Source organism: Streptomyces sp. T12, assembly GCF_028736035.1.
GTDB lineage: Bacteria > Actinomycetota > Actinomycetes > Streptomycetales > Streptomycetaceae > Streptomyces.
In genome coordinates this window covers 1,187,384-1,207,981 of sequence record NZ_CP117866.1, presented here as the reverse complement: position 1 = coordinate 1,207,981, position 20,598 = coordinate 1,187,384, and the positions used below count along the sequence as shown (strand labels likewise).

The 20,598-nt window shown below is 71.0% G+C and carries 15 protein-coding genes; 6 read left to right on the top strand and 9 right to left on the bottom strand.

The window, feature by feature from the left end; genetic code table 11:
- Window positions 1-14: 14 nt before the first annotated feature.
- Window positions 15-2,528 (bottom strand): RNA helicase, encoded by a 2,514-nt coding sequence (locus PBV52_RS05230; protein ID WP_274237091.1) that lies wholly within the window; start codon window positions 2,526-2,528, stop codon window positions 15-17.
- A 145-nt stretch (window positions 2,529-2,673) separates the two neighbouring features.
- On the opposite strand from PBV52_RS05230, the gene PBV52_RS05225 reads away from it, so the two are divergent.
- Window positions 2,674-3,468: a metal-dependent hydrolase gene (locus tag PBV52_RS05225; protein ID WP_274237090.1), complete on the top strand. Its 795-nt coding sequence runs from the start codon at window positions 2,674-2,676 to the stop codon at window positions 3,466-3,468.
- A 203-nt stretch (window positions 3,469-3,671) separates the two neighbouring features.
- Here the strand turns inward: PBV52_RS05225 and PBV52_RS05220 are convergent, their stop codons facing one another.
- The 4 genes from PBV52_RS05220 to PBV52_RS05205 form a co-directional block, all read right to left on the bottom strand.
- Entirely contained in the window at window positions 3,672-3,932 is a 261-nt protein-coding gene (locus PBV52_RS05220; protein ID WP_274237089.1) for a type B 50S ribosomal protein L31, read from the bottom strand.
- A 105-nt stretch (window positions 3,933-4,037) separates the two neighbouring features.
- Complete coding sequence (locus tag PBV52_RS05215; protein WP_274237088.1) at window positions 4,038-4,508, bottom strand: DUF5709 domain-containing protein; 471 nt, start codon at window positions 4,506-4,508, stop codon at window positions 4,038-4,040.
- Between the two features lie 677 nt (window positions 4,509-5,185).
- Window positions 5,186-6,973, bottom strand: coding sequence for an ABC transporter ATP-binding protein (locus PBV52_RS05210; protein ID WP_274237087.1), 1,788 nt, complete (start codon window positions 6,971-6,973; stop codon window positions 5,186-5,188).
- Entirely contained in the window at window positions 6,970-8,823 is a 1,854-nt protein-coding gene (locus tag PBV52_RS05205) for an ABC transporter ATP-binding protein (protein ID WP_274237086.1), read from the bottom strand. Before PBV52_RS05205 ends, PBV52_RS05210 begins: the two co-directional genes overlap by 4 nt.
- 363 nt (window positions 8,824-9,186) lie before the next feature.
- Here PBV52_RS05205 and PBV52_RS05200 point away from each other — a divergent pair, with 363 nt between their 5' ends.
- The 3 genes from PBV52_RS05200 to PBV52_RS05190 all read left to right on the top strand — a co-directional run bounded on the left by PBV52_RS05200 (window position 9,187) and on the right by PBV52_RS05190 (window position 13,293).
- Complete coding sequence (locus PBV52_RS05200; RefSeq protein WP_274249277.1) at window positions 9,187-9,933, top strand: hypothetical protein; 747 nt, start codon at window positions 9,187-9,189, stop codon at window positions 9,931-9,933.
- A 61-nt stretch (window positions 9,934-9,994) separates the two neighbouring features.
- Window positions 9,995-11,671 (top strand): peptide-N4-asparagine amidase, encoded by a 1,677-nt coding sequence (locus PBV52_RS05195; RefSeq protein ID WP_274237085.1) that lies wholly within the window; start codon window positions 9,995-9,997, stop codon window positions 11,669-11,671.
- A 170-nt stretch (window positions 11,672-11,841) separates the two neighbouring features.
- Complete coding sequence (locus PBV52_RS05190) at window positions 11,842-13,293, top strand: cation:dicarboxylate symporter family transporter (protein WP_274237084.1); 1,452 nt, start codon at window positions 11,842-11,844, stop codon at window positions 13,291-13,293.
- Between the two features lie 345 nt (window positions 13,294-13,638).
- Here PBV52_RS05190 and PBV52_RS05185 read toward each other — a convergent pair whose 3' ends face one another.
- Entirely contained in the window at window positions 13,639-14,484 is an 846-nt protein-coding gene (locus PBV52_RS05185) for a hypothetical protein (protein WP_274237083.1), read from the bottom strand.
- 250 nt (window positions 14,485-14,734) lie between these two features.
- Window positions 14,735-15,184 (bottom strand): MarR family winged helix-turn-helix transcriptional regulator, encoded by a 450-nt coding sequence (locus tag PBV52_RS05180; RefSeq protein ID WP_274237082.1) that lies wholly within the window; start codon window positions 15,182-15,184, stop codon window positions 14,735-14,737.
- Window positions 15,185-15,278: 94 nt separating this feature from the next.
- Here PBV52_RS05180 and PBV52_RS05175 point away from each other — a divergent pair, with 94 nt between their 5' ends.
- Entirely contained in the window at window positions 15,279-17,081 is a 1,803-nt protein-coding gene (locus tag PBV52_RS05175; RefSeq protein WP_274237081.1) for an ABC transporter ATP-binding protein, read from the top strand.
- Window positions 17,082-17,124: 43 nt separating this feature from the next.
- The gene (mltG, locus tag PBV52_RS05170) at window positions 17,125-17,985 is read left to right on the top strand and encodes an endolytic transglycosylase MltG (RefSeq protein WP_274237080.1); all 861 of its coding nucleotides are present in this window, start codon (window positions 17,125-17,127) and stop codon (window positions 17,983-17,985) included.
- 271 nt (window positions 17,986-18,256) lie between these two features.
- Here mltG and PBV52_RS05165 read toward each other — a convergent pair whose 3' ends face one another.
- Window positions 18,257-19,369 (bottom strand): NAD(P)-binding domain-containing protein, encoded by a 1,113-nt coding sequence (locus tag PBV52_RS05165; protein WP_274237079.1) that lies wholly within the window; start codon window positions 19,367-19,369, stop codon window positions 18,257-18,259.
- 64 nt (window positions 19,370-19,433) lie between these two features.
- On the bottom strand, window positions 19,434-20,597 hold the full coding sequence (locus tag PBV52_RS05160) for an LLM class flavin-dependent oxidoreductase (protein ID WP_274237078.1): 1,164 nt from the start codon (window positions 20,595-20,597) through the stop codon (window positions 19,434-19,436).
- Window position 20,598: the final 1 nt, after the last annotated feature.

Genomic DNA, 20,598 nt, shown 5'->3' with positions numbered 1-20,598 from the left:
GGATTCTCCTGTGCTCACAGCTGGCCTACGTCGGTGACGCGGACCACCGCGCGGCCCTCCGCGTCGGAGGCGGTGAGGTCGATCTCCGCGCTGATGCCCCAGTCATGGTCGCTGTTCGGGTCGTCGAAGATCTGGCGGACGCGCCACAGGCGGTTCGCCGGCTCCTCCTCGATCACCAGGAGCTTGGGCCCACGGGCGTTGGGGCCGGTGCCGAGGTCCTCGTACTCGTCCCAGTACTTGTCCATCGCCTCACCCCAGGCCTCGGCGTCCCAACCGGCCTCCGCGTCCATCTCGCCCAGCTCCTCGACCTGGTCGAGGGCGGCGAGCTCGACGCGGCGGAACATGGCGTTGCGGACGAGGACGCGGAAGGCACGCGCGTTCGTGGTGACCGGCTTGACCTCGTCGGCCTTCTCCTGCGCCTCCTCGGCGGTCATCTCCTCCGGGTTGGCGAGCTGCTCCCACTCGTCCAGCAGGCTGGAGTCGACCTGGCGCACCATCTCGCCGAGCCACTCGATCAGATCCTGCAGATCCTCGGACTTGAGGTCGTCCGGGATGTTGTGGTCGAGGGTCTTGTAGGCGCTGGCGAGGTAGCGCAGCACGATGCCCTCGGTGCGGGCCAGCTCGTAGAAGGACACCAACTCCGTGAAGGACATCGCCCGTTCGTACATGTCCCGGATGACGGACTTCGGCGACAGCGGATGGTCGCCGACCCAGGGGTGGCTCTTGCGGTACGTGTTGTACGCGTGGAAGAGCAGCTCCTCCAAGGGCTTGGGGTAGGTGACGTCCTGGAGGCGCTCCATGCGCTCCTCGTACTCGATGCCGTCCGCCTTCATCGCGGCGACGGCCTCGCCCTTCGCCTTGTTCAGCTGGGCGACGAGGATCTGCCGCGGGTCGTCCAGGGTGGACTCGACGACGGACACCATGTCCAGGGCGTAGGACGGCGACTCCGGGTCCAGCAGTTCGAACGCGGCCAGGGCGAAGGTGGACAGCGGCTGGTTGAGCGCGAAGTCCTGCTGGAGGTCGACGGTGAGACGGACGATGCGGCCGGAGGCGTCCGGCTCGTCGAGCTTCTCGACGATGCCGCCGTCCAGCAGCGAACGGTAGATCGCGATCGCGCGCCGGATGTGCCGCAGCTGCTGCTTGCGCGGCTCGTGGTTGTCCTCCAGCATGTGCCGCATCGCCTCGAAGGCGTTGCCAGGCCGGGCGATCACCGACAGCAGCATCGTGTGCGTGACCCGGAAGCGGGAGGTCAGCGGCTCCGGTTCGGAGGAGATGAGCTTGTCGAAGGTGCTCTCCGTCCAGCCGACGAAGCCCTCGGGCGCCTTCTTGCGGACGACCTTGCGGCGCTTCTTCGGGTCGTCGCCGGCCTTGGCGAGCGCCTTCTCGTTCTCGATGACGTGCTCGGGCCCCTGGGCGACGACGAAGCCCGCCGTGTCGAATCCCGCGCGCCCGGCCCGGCCGGCGATCTGGTGGAACTCCCGGTTGCGCAGGGTGCGGACGCGGTTGCCGTCGTACTTGGTCAGGGCCGTGAACAGCACCGTGCGGATCGGGACGTTGACACCCACCCCCAGCGTGTCCGTGCCGCAGATGACCTTCAGCAGACCGGCCTGCGCGAGCTTCTCCACCAGGCGGCGGTACTTCGGCAGCATGCCGGCGTGATGCACACCGATGCCGTGCCGCACGTAACGGGAGAGGTTGCGGCCGAACTTGGTGGTGAAGCGGAAGTTGCCGATCAGCTCGGCGATCTGGTCCTTCTCCTCGCGCGAGCACATGTTGATGCTCATCAGCGCCTGCGCCCGCTCCACGGCCTGTGCCTGCGTGAAGTGCACGATGTAGACCGGCGCCTGCTTGGTCTGCAGCAACTCGGTCAGAGTCTCGGTCATCGGGGTGAGCTTGTACTCGTAGGACAGCGGCACGGGACGGGTCGCCGAGCGGACCACCGCCGTCGGGCGGCCGGTGCGCCGGGTGAGGTCCTTCTCGAACATCGAGACATCGCCGAGCGTCGCCGACATCAGGATGAACTGCGCCTGCGGCAGTTCCAGGATCGGGATCTGCCAGGCCCAGCCGCGGTCCCCCTCCGCGTAGAAGTGGAACTCGTCCATGACGACCTGGCCGACGTCCGCCCGCTTGCCGTCGCGCAGCGCGATCGACGCGAGCACCTCGGCGGTGCAGCAGATCACGGGAGCGTCGGCGTTCACGGACGCGTCGCCGGTCAGCATGCCGACGTTCTCCGTGCCGAAGATCTTGCACAGCTCGAAGAACTTCTCCGAGACCAGCGCCTTGATCGGAGCGGTGTAGAAGGTGACCTCGTCCCGGGCCAGCGCGGCGAAGTGGGCGCCTGCGGCGATCATGCTCTTGCCGGAGCCGGTGGGCGTCGACACGATCACGTTCGCGCCGGAGACCACCTCGATCAGCGCCTCCTCCTGATGGGGGTAGAGCGTGAGACCACGCTCCTCGGCCCACGACTCGAAGGCTTCGTAGAGGGCGTCGGGGTCGGCGGTCGGCGGCAGCTGATCGATGAGGGTCACCCACCCATCTTGCCTGCCCTCCCGCTCCACAGGGGAATCGGATGCAGGGGCGAAGATCGCGAACGCTACGCTGTGTCGCCGACGACAAGTCAGCGAACCCGGTCAACTGGACAGCGGCACACGAGGAATGGGGCGGGCAACGGCCATGATGGGACCAGCACACTCACTGTCGGGAGCCGCTGCCTGGCTCGGCGTCGGAGCTGCCGCCGCCGCTGCGGGGCACGGGATGCCCTGGCCCGTCCTGTTGTCCGGCGCGCTGATCTGCGCCGGTGCGGCCCTCGCCCCGGACCTCGACCACAAGGCGGCCACCATCTCGCGGGCGTTCGGTCCGCTGTCGCGCTGGCTGTGCGAGATCGTCGACAAGTTGTCGTACGCCGTCTACAAGGGGACGAGGAAGCAGGGCGACCCGCGTCGCTCCGGTGGGCATCGCACGCTCACGCACACGTGGCTGTGGGCGGTCCTGATCGGCGGGGGCGCCTCGGTGCTGGCGATCACCGGTGGACGCTGGGCGGTGCTGGCGATCCTGTTCGCGCACATGGTGCTGGCCATCGAGGGCCTGCTGTGGCGCGCGACCCGTGGCTCCAGCGCCGATGTCCTGGTGTGGCTGCTGGCCGCGACCAGCTCGTGGATCATCGCCGGGGTCCTGGACAAGCCGGGCAACGGCTCGGACTGGCTGTTCACGGCGCCGGGCCAGGAGTATCTGTGGCTGGGGCTGCCGATCGTGCTGGGCGCGCTGGTGCACGACATCGGGGACGCGCTGACGGTCTCCGGCTGCCCGATCCTGTGGCCGATCCCGGTGGGACGCAAGCGCTGGTACCCGGTGGGCCCGCCCAAGGCGATGCGGTTCCGTGCGGGCAGCTGGGTCGAGCTCAAGGTGCTGATGCCGGCGTTCATGGTGCTCGGCGGGGTGGGCTGCGCGGCGGCGCTCAACGTCATCTGAGCGGGACGGGGCGGGCACGTCGCCATCTGAGCGGGAGGGAGCGGGCGCGTCGCCGCACCGGTGATCCGCCCGCGGGGCCGAGGCGCCGGGCGGCGTGGATCTCCGGTCTGGCCTTCGGGTCAGCCGCCCCGGTCTCCCGGTCAGCCGCCCTGGTCTCCGGATCCGTCGCTCCGGTCCCCGGATCAGCTGTCCCGGTGCCCGGATCAGCCACCCTGCCCCGCTCCACCGCCGTAGCGCCGCTCGAAGGCGGCGACGCGGCCCTCGGAGTCCAGCGTTCGGGCCTTGCCGGTGTGGAAGGGATGGCTCTCCGAGGAGATCTCCACGTCGACGACCGGGTAGGTCTCGCCGTCGTCCCAGTCGATGGTCTGGTCGCTGGTCGCGGTGGACCGGGTCAGGAAGGCGTAACCGGCGGAGCGGTCGCGGAAGACGACCGGGTGGTAGTCGGGGTGCTTGTCCTGCTGCATGCGAACTCCTCGTATGGCGGCATCGGCAAGGGCCGAAGGAGCGGGGCCGAAGGCGCGGGTGCTGAGCCACAGGGGCTGCGGGATCGGCCGTACAGGGACTGTCGGTCAGCCGGACAGGGAGTCCTCGTCGACGATGTGCATGGCAGCCTCCTCGGCGGACGCCGCCGCACCGTCGATGCCCACGTCCGTCGCGACGAGCGCGCTCTCCTCGTCCTCGTGGGCGCCCTCGTCGGGGGCCACGAGGCGGCCGGAGCGCATGGCGCCGACCTCGTTGTCGAGGAGTTCTCCGTCCGTGCCCTCGGCGTCGCCGAGGCCGTCGCCGTCGGGGGCGACGACATCGGGAAGCTCCTCGGCGAGCCGCTGGTCGAGGGTCTCGCCCTGCTGCCGCTCGGCGGCCGTCACATCGGAGCGCTCCACCGCCCACGGCCGCTCCGGAGGGGACCAACCCCGGTCCAGGGGGTCGTCGACGCCGTCGTTCTCCAGGGTGTCCTCCACGTCGAGCAGCCCCGTGTCCTCACGTTGACCGGATGCGTCGGGCTGGTAGACGTCGTCCCCCCATCCGTCGGCGCTGTTCACGGGTACCTCCAGGTGGTGGGGACGGGCCCGAACTCACCGCGGTCGGCGGTGGTCCGCCGCGGCGCGGGGCACAGGCCGCACCCGGCGCGAACCGGGTGGTTCCCGGGTGCTCCCCGAACCGGTGCCGCTATCCAGCCTTCCACCCCTTTTCGCCCCGGCGCAACGGCACGGAGCAAGGGCGGGCCCTCCGGATCGGCCGGGCCCCGGAACCGCGCCGTCGCGCCGGGCCACCTCCACACCGCCAGTCCCACGTCCAGCCACCGACCGATGACAGCCGCCCCGGCGCCCCCGGTCACCGCGAGCCGCTCTTCCGAGCCGCGGCGACCCGCACTCCGTGCCATGGGTGGTCGGCGCTCCCGGCGTGGGCCGACCGGGTTTCCGGCCTGGTCAGCCGGGGCGCTCGCCCTGACCGGCGCTCCTTCCCGGCCCCGGTCTGTCAGGACATCGGGCCGGGGCCGCCTGCGCTTTCGGCCTGGTCAGCCACGCTTCCGGACCGAGCCGACCGTTAGGGCCGATTCCGGCCGGCCTCGGCTCCCGGCAGCCCTGGCAGACCTCGCCTTGGCGCCAGTCGGCCAAGGCTCCCGCCCCAGCCCTGCTCAGCTCAGCTCAGCCAAGCCCCACCCCACTCACCCATGCCAAGACCTCCACTCACCACTCACCCATGCCAAGACCTCCACTCACCCATGCCAAGACCGCCAAAGCGCCGCATATGCCCCGTCGGCGTTCACCAGCTCGTCATGGCTGCCCAGCTCGCTGATGCGGCCGTTCTCGACGACCGCGATGACGTCGGCGTCGTGGGCCGTGTGGAGGCGGTGGGCGATGGCGACGACTGTGCGGCCGTCGAGGACGCGGGCCAGGGAGCGCTCCAGGTGGCGGGCCGCGCGGGGGTCGAGGAGCGAGGTCGCCTCGTCCAGGACCAGTGTGTGCGGGTCGGCCAGCACCAGACGGGCCAGTGCGATCTGCTGAGCCTGGGCCGGTGTGAGCGCGAACCCGCCCGAGCCGACCTCGGTGTCCAGGCCGTAGTCGAGCGCACGGGCCCACGCGTCCGCGTCCACCGCGCCCAGCGCCGCCCACAGCTCGGCGTCGGTCGCGTCGGTGCGGGCCAGCAGCAGGTTGTCGCGCAGGGCACCCACGAAGACGTGGTGCTCCTGGTTGACGAGGGCCACGTGGGAGCGGACCCGCTCGGCGGTCATCCGGGACAGTTCCGCACCCCCGAGGGTGATGCGGCCGTCCCGGGGCGCGTAGATACCCGCGAGCAGCCGGCCCAGCGTGGACTTGCCCGCCCCAGAGGGCCCGACGAGCGCCAGCCTGGTCCCGGGCGGGACCTCCAGGGAGACCTTGCGGAGTACGTCCACGCCCTCCAGGTAGCCGAAGTGCACCCGGTCGGCGTGCACGTCGCGGCCGTCGGGCGCCAGCAGGGCGTCCCCGGCCTCCGGCTCGATGTCCCGGACCCCGACCAGCCGGGCCAGCGACACCTGGGCCACCTGCAGTTCGTCGTACCAGCGCAGGATGAGGCCGACGGGGTCCACCAGCATCTGCGCGATCAGCGCACCCGTGGTCAGCTGGCCGACCCCGATCCAGCCCTGGAGGACGAACACGCCGCCGACCATCAGGACCGAGGCGAGGAGCATCACGTGGGTGACGTTGATGAACGGGAAGAGCACCGACCGCAGCCAGAGCGTGTAGCGCTCCCACGCCGTCCACTCCTTGATCCGTTGCTCCGACAGCTCCACGCGGCGCTCGCCGAGGCGGTGGGCCTCGACGGTGCGCCCGGCGTCCACGGTCTCGGCGAGCGCGGCGGCCACGGCGGCGTACCCGGCGGCCTCCGAGCGGTAGGCGGACGGCGCCCGCTTGAAGTACCAGCGGCAGCCGGTCACCAGCAGCGGCACGGTGAGCAGCACGGTGGCCGCGAGCGGGGGTGCGGTGATGACGAGCCCGCCCAGCAGCAGGAACACCCACACCACGCCGATCGCGAGCTGGGGCACCGCCTCGCGCATCGCGTTGGCCAGCCGGTCGATGTCGGTCGTGATCCGGGACAGCAGGTCGCCCGTCCCGGCCCGCTCCAGGACACCGGGCGGCAGCCCGACCGACCGGACGAGGAAGTCCTCGCGCAGATCGGCCAGCATCCGCTCCCCGAGCATCGCGCCGCGCAGCCGCACCTGCCGGACGAACACGGCCTGGACGACGAGTGCGGTCGCGAACAGCCCGACGGTGAGCTCCAGATGGAGCTCCCGCGCGCCGACGCCGTCCGACACCCGCTCCACCAGTCCGCCCAGCAGCCAGGGCCCCGCCATCGAGGCCACGACCGCGACCGTGTTGACGGTGATGAGCAGCAGGAAGGCACGGCGGTGCCGACGGAACAGCTCGACCACATAGGCGCGTACGGTCGCGGGGGCGCCGACCGGCAGGGTGTTCGCCGTGGTCGGGGCCGCCGGGTCGTACGCCGGTGGTGCCACGCCGATCATGCCGACTCCTCGATCTCTTCCAGTTCCTTCAGTACGTGGTTGAGGGCGGCCGACGCCGACCGTGGGCTTTCGCCCACCGCATCGTTTTCGTTCAACGAGGCGTTCAGGGTGGCCTCTTCGTCGGTCTCCCGGGTCACCACCGCCCGGTACCGCGGTTCGCCGTGCACCAGCTCGCGGTGCACGCCGACCGCCGCGACCTCGCCCTCATGGACGAGCACGACCCGGTCGGCGCGGTCCAGAAGCAGCGGTGAGGAGGTGAACACCACCGTCGTGCGCCCCGTCCGCAGGCTGCGCACGCCCTCCGCGATCCGTGCCTCGGTGTGCGAGTCGACGGCCGAGGTCGGCTCGTCCAGGACGAGCACCTCGGGGTCCGTGATCAGTGACCGGGCGAGCGCGAGGCGCTGGCGCTGGCCGCCGGACAGGGACCGGCCGCGTTCGGTGATGCGGGCGTCCATCGGGTCCTCGGCGCCGAGCGACCCCTGGACCAGCGCGGCCAGGACGTCCTCGCACTGCGCGGCGTCCAGCGCCTCCTCGGGACCGACGTCGCCCGACCGCGGCACGTCCAGCAGTTCGCGCAGCGTGCCGGAGAGCAGCACCGGGTCCTTGTCCTGCACGAGGACGGCCGTACGCGCGCAGTCGAGTGGCAGCTCGTCGAGCGGGACGCCGCCCAGCAGCACCGGCGTGCCCTCCTCGGAGCCGTGTCCGCCCAGTCGTTCGGCCAGTCGCCCCGCCGCGTCCGGGTCGCCGCACACCACGGCGGTGAGCCGGCCGGTGGGGGCGAGCAGTCCGGTGGCCGGGTCGTACAGGTCCCCGGAGGGCACCTCGGACCCGTCGCGCGACCCTTCGGTGTCGGTGACCCGCTCCAGCGACAGCACGCGCGCGGCCCGCCGGGCCGAGGGACGTGAGAAGGAGTAGGCCATCGCGATCTCTTCGAAGTGCCGCAGCGGATAGGTGAGGATCATGATCGAGCTGTAGACGGCGACCAGTTCGCCGACGGTGACCCGGCCCTCGCGGGCCAGGTGGACGCCGTACCAGATGACCACGATCAGCAGCAGCCCCGGCAGCAGCACCTGGATCGCGGAGATCAGGGACCACATCCGGGCGCTGCGCACGGCCGCGTGGCGCACGTCCTGCGACGCGCGGCGGTAGCGGTCGAGGAAGAGTTCCTCGCCGCCGATGCCGCGCAGGACGCGCAGACCGGCGACGGTGTCCGAGGCCAACTCGGTGGCCCGCCCGGCCTTCTCGCGCTGGAAGTCGGCCCGTCGGGTCGCCCGGGGCAGCAGCGGCAGCACGGCGACCGCCAGTACGGGTAGGCCCACGGCGACGATCACACCGAGCGCCGGCTGGTAGACGACCAGGCCGACGCAGACCACCACGATGGTGACCGCCGCCGCCGTGAACCGTGACCAGGCCTCGACGAACCAGCCGATCTTCTCGACGTCGCCCGTGGAGACGGCCACGACCTCACCGGCCGCGACGCGCCGGGTCAGCGCCGAGCCCAGCTGCGCGGCCTTGCGGGCCAGTACCTGCTGGACTCGGGCGGCGGCAGTGATCCAGTTGGTGATGGCGGTGCGGTGCAGGAAGGTGTCGCCGATGGCGTTTCCGGCGCTGCACAGTGCCAGGAGCCCGCCCGCGAGGGCGAGTCGCGCCCCCGAGCGGTCGACGACGGCCTGGATGGCTACGCCGACGCAGAACGGCAGCGCGGAGACGGACAGGAAGTGCAGCAGCCCCCAGGCCAGGGACTTGAGCTGTCCGCCCAGCTGGTTCCTGAAGAGCCACCACAGGAATCGGGGGCCCGAGCGTGCGTCCGGCACACCTGGGTCGGGATACGGAAGGTCTTGAATCTGCATGACGTCCCAGTGGCTCGTGTCAGTGGGGGGAGGGGATAGGGAGGGGGATGGGGAATCGATCGGAAGCCGACGCGCGGAACGGACCGCGCACCGCGCACGGCGGCAGCAAACCGTGACAGGTTCGCGTCGCAGCGTGGCCGGACGCAAACGGTTTTCCGCGCCGCCGCACAGATTCGGCTGCCTGTCCGGCTGCTCGTCCGGCCGCCTGTCCGGCCGGCCATCCGACTGCCCATCTGGCCGATCGCCCGGTTGCCCCCGCGACTGGCCGTCCGGTGGTCGCTCCGGCTGCCGTCCCGAACTCGGTGCGACCATGGAGTGATGCGGAACGGCGGAGTGCGGAACGGCGAAGTGGTGAACGGCGGAGTGCGCAACGGCGGAGTACGGCGTGCCATGGTCGCGACGGTGGCCCTCGGGTCCCTCGTGGCGACCTTGACGACCCTGACCGCGTGCGGCGGCGCGCAGCACGGCGGAGGTGGGGACGTCGGCAAGGCCGCGCCCAGGCGGCCGGCCACGACCTCGGATCCGACGCGCATCCCGGACGTCGCCGACCGGTGGCAGCGCCGCATCCCCGCCAACTCCCGCCAGGTCGTGGCGGTCTACGGCAACGGCAAGGACTCCCCGGACTCCACGGTCGTGCTCTACACCAAGCAGGGCTCCACCTGGGAGCGCACCCGCAGCTGGCCCGCGCACAACGGCAAGAAGGGCTGGACCACCGACCACCACGAGGGCGACAACCGCAGCCCCGTCGGCGTGTTCACGCTCAGCGACGCGGGTGGCGTACGGGAGGACCCGGGGGCCAAGCTGCCGTACACACGCTCCGCGGCCTTCGCGGCGCCGCGCTGGTGGGCGAAGTCGTACTGGCACGACTTCGACTACGTCATCGCCATCGACTACAACCGTGTCAAGGGCACTCCGCCCAACGACTCCACCCGCCCCGGGGGTGAGCACAAAGGCGGCGGCATCTGGTTGCACATGGACCACGGCAGCGGTACGTCGGCCTGCGTCAGTCTGTCCGGATCGGCGATGGAGTACCTGCTGCGCACGCTCGATCCGGACCGGCATCCTGTCGTGGTGATGGGGGACAGGGCGGACCTGAAGAGCTCCCACTGATGGGGGAGGCCTGAAGAGGCGTCATTGCGAGGGATGCCCAACTCCCCGTAGAACACCGGCCATGAAGAGACGGATCGTCATGTCCATGTTCGCTGGAGCGACCCTCCTGGCGAGCACCCTCCTCGGAGCGAGCCCCGCCCCCGCGGCGGAACCCGCCGACGTCCCGGCCGACGTCCCCGCCAACGTCCCGGCCGAAGCCCCCGCCGAGTTCGGCACCGACTGGCACGACCCCATCACCGCCGCCCCGCCCGTCGCCAAGCCCTCCGGCAAGTCCTGCCAAGTCACCGTCGCCGAGGCGCAGTTCCGCGACTTCACCCCGTACAAGGGCACGTACACCCCGCCCCGAGGCTGCGGCGACCGCTGGAGCAAGGTGGTGCTGCGGATGGACGGCAAGGTCAAGGGGCGCCAGTTCGACCGGCTCGGCTATCTGCACGTCGGCGGGGTCGAGATCTTCCGCACGTCGACTCCGGAGCCGTCACCGGACGGCATCGAGTGGTCCGTCGAGAAGGACGTCACCCGCTACAGCGACACCTTCCGCGGCAGCCAGGACGTCGAGATGCTCATCGGGAACGTCGTCGACGACACGTACACCGGCATCATCGACGTCAAGGTCACGCTGACGTTCTACGCCGGCCGCCCCGCCTCGACTACCAGTCACCCCGCCTCGACTCCCGGCCGCCCCGGCACGCCCCCCGACCGTGTCCTCACCCTCCAGGACAGCACGATCACCACCCCGCGCAACAGCGAACGCATCGTCGCCGAGGTGTACGCCACCGGCTCCGGTGGCGGCTGCGAGGAGTTCTGGTATCTGTCGGCCCCCGACCCGGCGCCCTACTCCTGCAAGGCCGGCGGCGGTCCCTACCGCGAGGTGCAGATCAAGGTCGACGGCCAACTCGCCGGAATCGCCGCGCCGTTCCCGCACGTGTGGACGGGTGGCTGGTCCAACCCCTTCCTCTGGTACGTCACTCCGGGGCCGCGCGCCTTCGACGTCAAGCCGATCGAATACGACCTGACCCCGTTCGCCGGCCTCCTCAACGACGGCCACCCGCACCGCGTCGAGGTCTCCGTCGTCGGTGTCCCCGAGGGGCAGAGCGGCTGGAGCGCGCCCGTGAACGTCCTCGTGTGGCAGGACGCGAAGAGCGCCCAAGTCACCGGGAAGCTCACCGCGCACCAGGTCGGCAACCTAGCCAACTCCTCGACGTACACCCCCGGTTCGGAGCACCGGGTGGACACAGAGGGTAGTCACCGGCTGACCGTCGCCGGATACGTCGACACCTCGCACGGCCGGGTGACGACCACCGTCGGCCGGGCGCTCACGAACACCTCCGTGCACCGCTGGACCGACGGAGAGAACCTGGACGCCCTCGACGCCGTCTGGAAGGACGACCAGTCGGTCACCGTCGACGGACGCGGACCGGCCCGCACGACCCGTACGCAGCGGACATACACGATGGACGGCTCCATCACGATCGGCGCGGGCGACCGGCTGCGCACCGTGCTGACCCTCGGTGACCGTGCCGCGGTCGGGACGGCCCAGGCCGGACGACGGATCGCGTGGTCGTGGCTCGACGACACCGTCGAGGGCGACGCCTCATGGACGTTGAACGTGCCGCGCGACCAGCGGCACGCGGTCGGCACGACGAGTGAGCGCTACCGGCTGTACGGCTCGGACGGGTGCTACGACCGTTCCCTCACCAGTGTCCAGGGGGTGCTCACCGAGGATCGCCGGGGCTGCTGAGGCCAGTCGTGTGCGATGCGTCACTCAGGGAGCGATTTACACGGATGCAACACGGGGGTCTTGTGCGGGACCAACATCACCCGCAAAGTGATCGCCACGGAATCCGCTTTCCGTATGACAGAAGTCTCCGTCCCCGACTTCTGTGTGCCGCCCGTCCTCAAGGAGTTCCCGTGCCGCCGTCCGAATCGCCGCTGCCGCGACGCGTCGCACGCACACTGCGTACCTCACTCTTCGCGCAGGTTGCCTGCGCGCTGGTGCTCGGAATCGTCGTCGGGAAGCTGTGGCCCGGCTTCGCCGCGGATCTGCAGCCGCTCGGCGACGGTTTCATCCGGCTCATCAAGACGATCATCTCGCCGCTCGTGTTCTGCGTGGTCGTCGTCGGCATCGCCAAGGCCGGTGACCTGAAGGCGTTCGGCCGGATCGGGCTCAAGGCCCTGATCTGGTTCGAGGTCGCGAGCACGCTCGCGCTGCTCATCGGACTCCTCGCCGCCAACGTGGTCCAGCCCGGGTCCGGGATGAACGTGGACCCGTCCACGCTCGACACCTCGGCGGTCGACGCGAAGACGGGCGGCGGACACCTGCCCTCGACGACCGAGTTCGCGCTCAACGCGATTCCCACCTCTTTCATCGGCGCCTTCGCCGAGAACTCCCTGCTCCAGGTGCTCATCCTGGCCTGCCTGGTGGGTGCCGCGCTGCTGCACCTCGGGCACACCAAGGTGCCGAAGGTGCTGCCGGCCATCGAGCAGGCCCAGGAGATCATCTTCGCGATCGTCGGCTTCGTGATGCGGCTGGCCCCGATCGCGGTGTTCGGCGCGATGGCCGTCCTGATCGGCAACTACGGGCTCGGCGTGATCGAGACCTACGGCAAGCTGATCATCCTGTGCTACGCGGCCGCGGCGCTCTTCATCGCGCTCCTCGCCGTCGCCCTGAAGGTGGTCACCGGGCTCAGCCTCTGGAAGTTCCTGCGCTACATCCGTGAGGAGATGCTGCTCGCGCTCGGCACCGCGTCCACCGAGTCGGTCCTGCCGCGCGTGATGCAGAAGCTGCGCAAGGCCGGCGCCCGCGACGACGCCGTGGGCCTGGTGCTGCCGACGGGTTACTCCTTCAACCTCGACGGCGCCTCGCTCTACCTGTCCATCGGCACGCTGTTCATCGCCCAGGCCGTGGGCGTCGACCTCAGCTTCAGCCAGCAGATCACCGTGGTCCTGGTGCTGATGCTGACCAGCAAGGGCATGGCGGGCATCCCCGGCTCGGCGTTCCTCGCCCTGTCCGCGACCGCCTCCTCGCTGGGCGCCATCCCGGCCGGAGCCGTCGCCCTGCTCCTCGGCGTGGACCGCATCATGGACTCGATGCGCGTCGTCACCAACCTGCTCGGCAACTGCGTCGCCGTCTTCGCGGTCTCCCGCTGGGAGGGCGCCCTGGACAAGGAGCGCGCGAAGAAGGTCCTGGACGGCGAGATCGTGGTCGAGCTGGACGACGACGAGTCGGAGAAGCCGGAGAACACGGAGCAGTCGGAGAAGACGGAGAAGGCGGGGCTCAAGAAGCCCGAGACGACGGAGCCCGAGGAGTCCGTCGCCGTACCGGCCCAGACCACCAAGGACACGGCCTCCGAGGCCAGTTGACGGTCACTGCCGACAGGATCGCGGCCACCGCCCAGCAGTACAGGGCGGTGGCCGCGGTCCGTCACCGCGAGGCCCGGCTCATGAGCAGGTGTCCTGGTACGGAAGCGACGGAACGAACGACGCCCACTCCACCTCGCTGAGGCCTCCGCCGGTGAGAGCGCAGGCCAGTTCCGTCGGCTCGCTCCGCGCGTCGGCGATGGCGCCCGACGGCGGCGCGGCCCGATGCCGCCCGGCGGAGTGTGCGTGATGACGAGCCGGTGGCGGGCGAGAACGGCCAGGACCTCGTCGAAGGCCGAGTCCTCGGTCAGCTCGCGCAGGTCCTCGACCGAGCGGGCCTGGCGGACATCATCGGTCTGACCCGTCTCGTAGTGCCGGACGAGGGCACTGAGGATGCGCTCGGCAACCGACCACCGACCGGGGCCGAGTTCCCGGAAGGCCCGTTCGTACGATCCGTTCCAGGCCACCGGCCCAGTCCTGGCCGGTCCGTGCGGTGCAGGTCAGCCAGCCGTCCGGCAACTTGGGGCATACGCCTGCCTGCACCAGGGACGACTTCCCGGAACCGGAGGGCCCCTGCAGCAGGACGCCCCGGCGCCGCCTCAGCTCCGCGAGCACCTTGTCCCGCGCCCTGTCCCGGCCGTGGAACCAGTGACAGTGCTCCTTGCCGAACGGCTTGAGGTCCAGATAGGGACAGGTGTCCTGGGCGGCGAGAGCCGGGCAGACGGCGCGGAGCGTCTCACCCGGCGTCACATACGCGATGTTCACGCCGCGTTGGTGACGGTCCGGGGCGTTGATCGCGGTGACCATGCCGATCACGAGCCCGGATTCCTCGTCCACGATCGGTCCGCCACTGAACCCCTGGGCCAGCGAGTTCGCGGCGTCCAACTGCAGGAGAACGCAGCCGTCGGCATGTGCCTGGGCAGGAAAGCCGAACGACCGCACCCGCTGCCCGTCGAAGCCCTGCGCGGATCCGACGGCGAGCACGGGAAGGCCGGTGGGTGCCTCGCGCAGGACGGCGTCCCTCAGGCCGTGACCCGCCCCCTGAAGGACGTGCGCGCAGGTGAGCAGCAGGCCGTCGCCGGCCAGGAATCCCGCACCCGCCACGGCGCCGTCCGGGGCGAGGAACTGTGCGACAGCGGCCGCGGGGCCGGGCGACAGCCGCGCCTCTTGCGCGCCGCCCCGTTGCGTCGGCACGGTCGCCCGGCCTCAGCTCTCGCCCTCGCCGGGACTCGCCGCGCTGCTCCAGGTCATCGCCATGTCCGGTCCGGCCCGCCGCAGCCGGCCTGCCTTGACGGGCCCCGGCGAGTCGGCCGCTACATCGTCCGGGTCCACCCGCACCCGCACATGCCCGTTCGCTCAACGCAGCCGACCGGACACGGCCCGGGAGGGGAAGTCGCGTCTCGGCAGTACCGGCAGTACCGGCAGTGCTGGCGGTGCCGACCGCTCAGCAGCGCCGCTCGGCGCCCCCGTCGATCAACGTGTCCAGCAACTCGCCCAACACCTCGCGCTGTTCGCCCGTCAGCGGCGCCAGGATCTCCTGAGCCGCCGACCGTCGCGCACCGTGCAGTTCCCGCAGGGCCTTGCGTCCGTCGTCGGTGAGCTCGATGCGGATCACCCGCCGGTTCGTCGGATCCGGCACCCGCCGTACCTTCCCGCTCGTCTCCAGCCCGTCGACCAGCGTCGTCACGGCACGCGGGACCACCTCCAGGCGCTCGGCGAGGTCGGCCATGCGAGGAGGCGAGTCGTAGTGCGCGAGCGTGCGCAGCAGGCGGGACTGGGCCGGGGTGACGCCCAGGCCGCACTCCTGCAGGTGCCGTTTCTGGATCCGGTGCACCCGGCGGGTGAAGCGCAGCAACTGCTCGGCGAGCGGGCCGTCGGGATCGGGCGTGGTCATGCGGGAACAATATCAGGACTACGTTCATTGTGAGCATAGGTAACAATGAGCTAAGCTCCGTCAGTCCGTATCGCCACACCTCCCGTAGGAGCCCATGCACCCCGACAAAGAACCCACCTGGACGCCATCCGCCGCGGAGCAGGAACAACCCCGGCAGGTGCGCCGCATCCTGCGACTCTTCCGTCCGTACCGCGGACGCCTCGCCGTCGTCGGCCTCCTCGTCGGCGCCTCGTCGCTGGTCGGCGTCGCCACACCCTTCCTGCTGAAGGCGATCCTCGACGTCGCGATCCCCGAGGGCCGCACCGGCCTGCTCACCCTGCTCGCGCTCGGCATGATCCTCAGCGCCGTCCTCACCAGCATCTTCGGCGTGCTGCAGACGCTGATCTCCACGACGGTCGGCCAGCGCGTCATGCACGACCTGCGCACCGCCGTCTACGGCCGCCTCCAGCGCATGTCGCTCGCCTTCTTCACCCGCACCCGCACCGGCGAGGTCCAGTCCCGCATCGCCAACGACATCGGCGGCATGCAGGCCACCGTCACCTCCACCGCGACCTCCCTGGTCTCCAACCTGACCAGCGTGGTCGCCACGATCATCGCGATGATCGCCCTCGACTGGCGGCTGACCGTCGTCTCGCTGCTCCTGCTGCCGTTGTTCGTGTGGATCAGTCGCCGCGTCGGCAGGGAACGCAAGAAGATCACCACCGAGCGCCAGAAGCAGATGGCCGCGATGGCCGCCACGGTCACCGAGTCGCTCTCGGTCAGCGGCATCCTGCTCGGCCGTACGATGGGCCGCTCCGACTCGCTCGCCACGGCCTTCGCCGACGAGTCCGAGCGGCTGGTCGACCTCGAAGTGCGGTCGAACATGGCCGGCCGCTGGCGCATGGCCGTCATCGGCATCGTCATGGCCGCCATGCCCGCCGTCATCTACTGGGCTGCCGGAACGGCCCTCCAACTCGGCGGCCCGCAGGTCTCGATCGGCACGATCGTCGCCTTCGTCTCGCTCCAGCAGGGCCTGTTCCGCCCGGCCGTCAGCCTGCTGTCCACCGGCGTGCAGATCCAGGCCTCGCTCGCGCTCTTCCAGCGCATCTTCGAGTACCTCGACCTGCCCATCGACATCACCGAGCGGGAGGACGCCGTCCACCTCGACCGCATCAAGGGCGAGGTCCGCTTCGAGAACGTCGAGTTCCGGTACGACGGCAAGAGCGGACCGATCCTCGACGGCATCGACCTCACCGTCCCGGCGGGCGGCAGCCTCGCGGTCGTCGGCCCGACCGGCGCCGGAAAGTCCACGCTCGGACACCTCGTGCCCCGGCTCTACGACGTGACGGGCGGCCGCGTCACTCTCGACGGTGTCGACGTGCGCGACCTCGACTTCGACACCCTCGCCCGGGCGGTCGGCGTCGTCTCGCAGGAGACGTACCTCTTCCACGCCTCCGTCGCCGACAACCTGCGCTTCGCCAAGCCCGACGCCACCGACGAGGAGCTGCGCGCGGCGGCCGAGGCGGCCCAGATCCACGATCACATCGCCGGTCTGCCCGACGGTTACGACACGGTCGTCGGCGAGCGCGGCCACCGCTTCTCCGGCGGTGAGAAACAGCGCCTGGCCATCGCCCGTACGATCCTGCGCGACCCGCCGGTCCTGATCCTCGACGAGGCGACCAGCGCCCTGGACACCCGCACCGAACACGCCGTCCAGGAAGCCATCGACGCGCTGTCCGCCAACCGCACCACCCTCACCATCGCGCACCGCCTGTCCACCATTCGGGGCGCCGACCAGATCGTGGTCCTCGATTCCGGGCGCGTGGCCGAACGGGGCACACACGAGGAACTGTTGGAGCGGGAGGGGCGCTATGCCGGGCTGGTTCGCCGGGACGCCCAACTGGAGCCGACGAGGTGACGTTATGTCGGGTTTGTAAGTGTTTGCGGGATACCGTGCCCGCATGCACTTGAACACTCCGCCACGGAACACGATTCGACTGACGCACCGGGGCCGTATCGCTCTCATCGCCGCCGGCGCCGTCGTGGCCGGTGCCGCCGTGGCGGTGCCGCTGCTGATCCTCGGCGAGGAGGAGCCGGCGCGGCCCACCTCGCTGGTGATCCCTGAGGGCTGGCGCGCGAGCCAGGTGTACGCCGCCGTCGACAAGGCCCTCGCCCTGCCGCCCGGGTCCACCAGGAAGTCCCTCGGCAAGCTCGACCTCAAACTCCCGAACGACGCCGACGGCAACCCCGAGGGCTACCTCTTCCCGGCGACGTATCCACTGGAACACAACGGTACGAAGGCGACGCCGGACTCCCTGCTGTCGGCCATGGTCGACACCGCCAACAAGAAGTTCAGCGGCGCCCCGATCGCCGCCGGCGCTCAGCGCAACGCCATGAACGTCTATCAGGCGGTCACCATCGCGAGCATCGTCCAGGCCGAGGCCGGCAGCAAGGCCGACATGGGCAAGGTGGCCAGAGTCATCTTCAACCGGCTCGAACGCGGGATGCCGCTGCAGATGGACTCCACCATCAACTACGCGCTGGGCCGCTCCACGCTCAAGACCACCGAGGCCGACACGCGGATCGAGAGCCCCTACAACTCGTACCAGCGCATGGGCCTGCCGCCCACGCCGATCGACAACCCCGGCGAGGACGCGATGCGCGCCGCGATCAGTCCGTCCCCGGGCGACTGGCTGTACTTCGTCACGGTCAAGCCGGGCGACACCCGCTTCACGGCCGACTACGCGGAACACCAGCGCAATGTCGCCGAGTTCAACGCCCAGCAGAAGGCGAGCCCGGCAAGCCCGAAGCCGACGAAGTGACGTCCGGGGCATCGGACGGCGACCGGGTCGTCGGCCGGTACCGGAGGGATGCGCGCCACGGCGACCGGTGCCGCGCCTGGCACTCGGCGCGACACTGTGCCGGACCAGCCGGACGCTCGGTGTTCGGTGCCGCCGGACGGGCCGCCGCCGAGCCGGCCGCCGCCGAGCCGGCCGCCGCCGAGCCGGCCGCATCCGAGTGGGCCGCCGCCGAGCCGGCCGCATCCGAGTGGGCCGCATCCGAGCCGGCCACCGCCGAACCGACCGCCGGACGTCACGCCGCCGCCGGCTCCTCGGTCAGCAACCTCCTGATGTCCCGTACGGCCGCGCGGCCGGCCCGGTTGGCGCCGATCGTGCTGGCGGAGGGCCCGTAGCCGACCAGGTGGATGCGAGGGTCGGCGACCGCGCGGGTCCCCTCCACCCGGATCCCGCCGCCCGGCTCGCGAAGACGCAGCGGGGCCAGATGGTCGATGGCGGCGCGGAAACCGGTCGCCCACAGGATCACGTCGGCGTCCACGCGCCGCCCGTCCTGCCACTCCACCCCGTCCGGTGTGATCCGGTCGAACATGGGCTGCCGGTCCAGGACCCCGTCCGCGAGCCCCTGCCGGACGGCGTCGTTGAGGGGGAGTCCCGTGACGGAGACGACGCTCTTCGGCGGCAGGCCCTGCCGGACCCGTTCCTCGACGAGTGCGACGGCCGCCCGGCCCACATCCTCGCTGAACGGGCCCTCGCGGAACACGGGCGGGCGCCGCGTGACCCACGTCGTGGCGGCGGCGTACCGGGCGACTTCCAGCAGATGCTGGGTGCCGGAGGCGCCCCCGCCCACCACGACGACCCGCTGCCCGGCGAACTCCTTGGGCCCGGGGTACTGCGCGGTGTGCAACTGCCGCCCCCGGAACGTCTCCTGACCGGGGTAGCGCGGCCAGAACGGCCGGTCCCAGGTGCCGGTCGCGTTGATCAGCGTTCGCGTCGACCAGGTGCCGGCCGAGCTCTCGACGAGCAGCCGCCCGTCCGGGCCCTCGCGTACGGCACGCACGTCGACCGGCCGCCGCACACGCAGGTCGAAGTTCCGCTCGTAGCTGTCGAAGTACTCGGCGATGACCTCGGACGACGCCCGCTCGGGGTCGGCGCCGGTCAGCTCCATGCCGGGCAGCGCGTGCATCCCGTGCACCTTGCCGTACGTCAGCGAGGGCCACCGGAACTGCCAGGCGCCGCCCGGACCGGGGGAGTGGTCGAGCACCACGAAGTCGCGGTCCGGCTGGAAACCGGTGCGTCGCAGGTGGTAGGCGCTGGACAGTCCTGCCTGACCAGCGCCTATGACGACCACGTCGACTACGCCGACCGCGCCGACTGCTTCGGCCGCCGCGACCGCCTCAGTGTTGTTCACGCTTCCACTAACCCCCTCGGGGGCGAGGATCTTCCCGGGCTCCCCGGATCTCCGGCCCCGGAGATCAGCGCCCGCCCGCGACGAGCAGCGGAACACCGGCCTCGGCCTTGGCCTCGGCCTCCGCGGCCGTGCCGCCGAGCAGGCCGCGGGCCGCCAGCTCGGGAATCACCCCCTCCCCGAACCAGTACGCCTCCTCCAGGTGCGGATACCCGGACAGCACGAAGTGCTCGACCCCCAGCGCGTGGTACTCCTCGATCCTCTCGGCGACCTCGGCATGGCTCCCGACCAGCGCGGTTCCCGCACCACCCCGGACCAGGCCGACGCCCGCCCAGAGGTTCGGGTAGATCTCCAGATCGCCGCGGGAGCCGCCGTGCAGGGCGAGCATGCGCTGCTGCCCCACCGACTCGCTGCGCCCGAGCGCCGCCTGCGCCGCCGCGACCGTGCCCGCGTCGAGGTCGTCGAGCAGCCGGTGGGCGGTCGACCAGGCGTCGGCGGACGAGTCGCGGGAGATGGTGTGCAGCCGGATCCCGAACCGGACCGTACGGCCCTCCCGCTCGGCGAGCGAGCGGATCCAGTCGATCTTCTCCTTGACCTGCGCGGGCGGTTCACCCCAGGTCAGATACACGTCCGCATGCCGCGCCGCGACCGGCCCGGCCGCCGGGGAGGAACCGCCGAAGAACAGCTGCGGCACCGGGTCCGGCGGCAGTGCGGTCAGCCCGCCGTCGACCTGGTAGTGGGCACCGTGGAAGTCGTACGGCTCACCGCGCCAGACCCCACGTACGACGGACAGGAACTCGTCCGTACGGGCATACCGCTGATCGTGGTCGAGGCGGTCGCCGAAGCGGCGCTGCTCGGCCGAGTCGCCGCCGGTGACCACGTTGAGCAGCAGCCGCCCCCGCGTGATGCGCTGGTACGTCGCCGCCATCTGCGCGGCGAGCGTCGGCGAGATCAGGCCCGGCCGGAACGCGACCAGGAACTTCAGGCGTTCGGTGTGCTGGGCGAGGGCCACGGTGGTCAGCCAGGCGTCCTCGCACCAGGTGCCGGTCGGAGTGAGGACCGCCTCGAAGCCCAACCGCTCGGCGGCCTTGGCGATTTGGGCCAAGTAGTCGATGTCGGGGGCGCGTACGCCGATCGGCTTCCCGGCCTGGTTGGCCCCATAGGCGTGCCGGTCCACCAGGGTGCGGCCGTCGCCGCCGGTCGGCAGGAACCAGTGGAGATGGACGGTCATG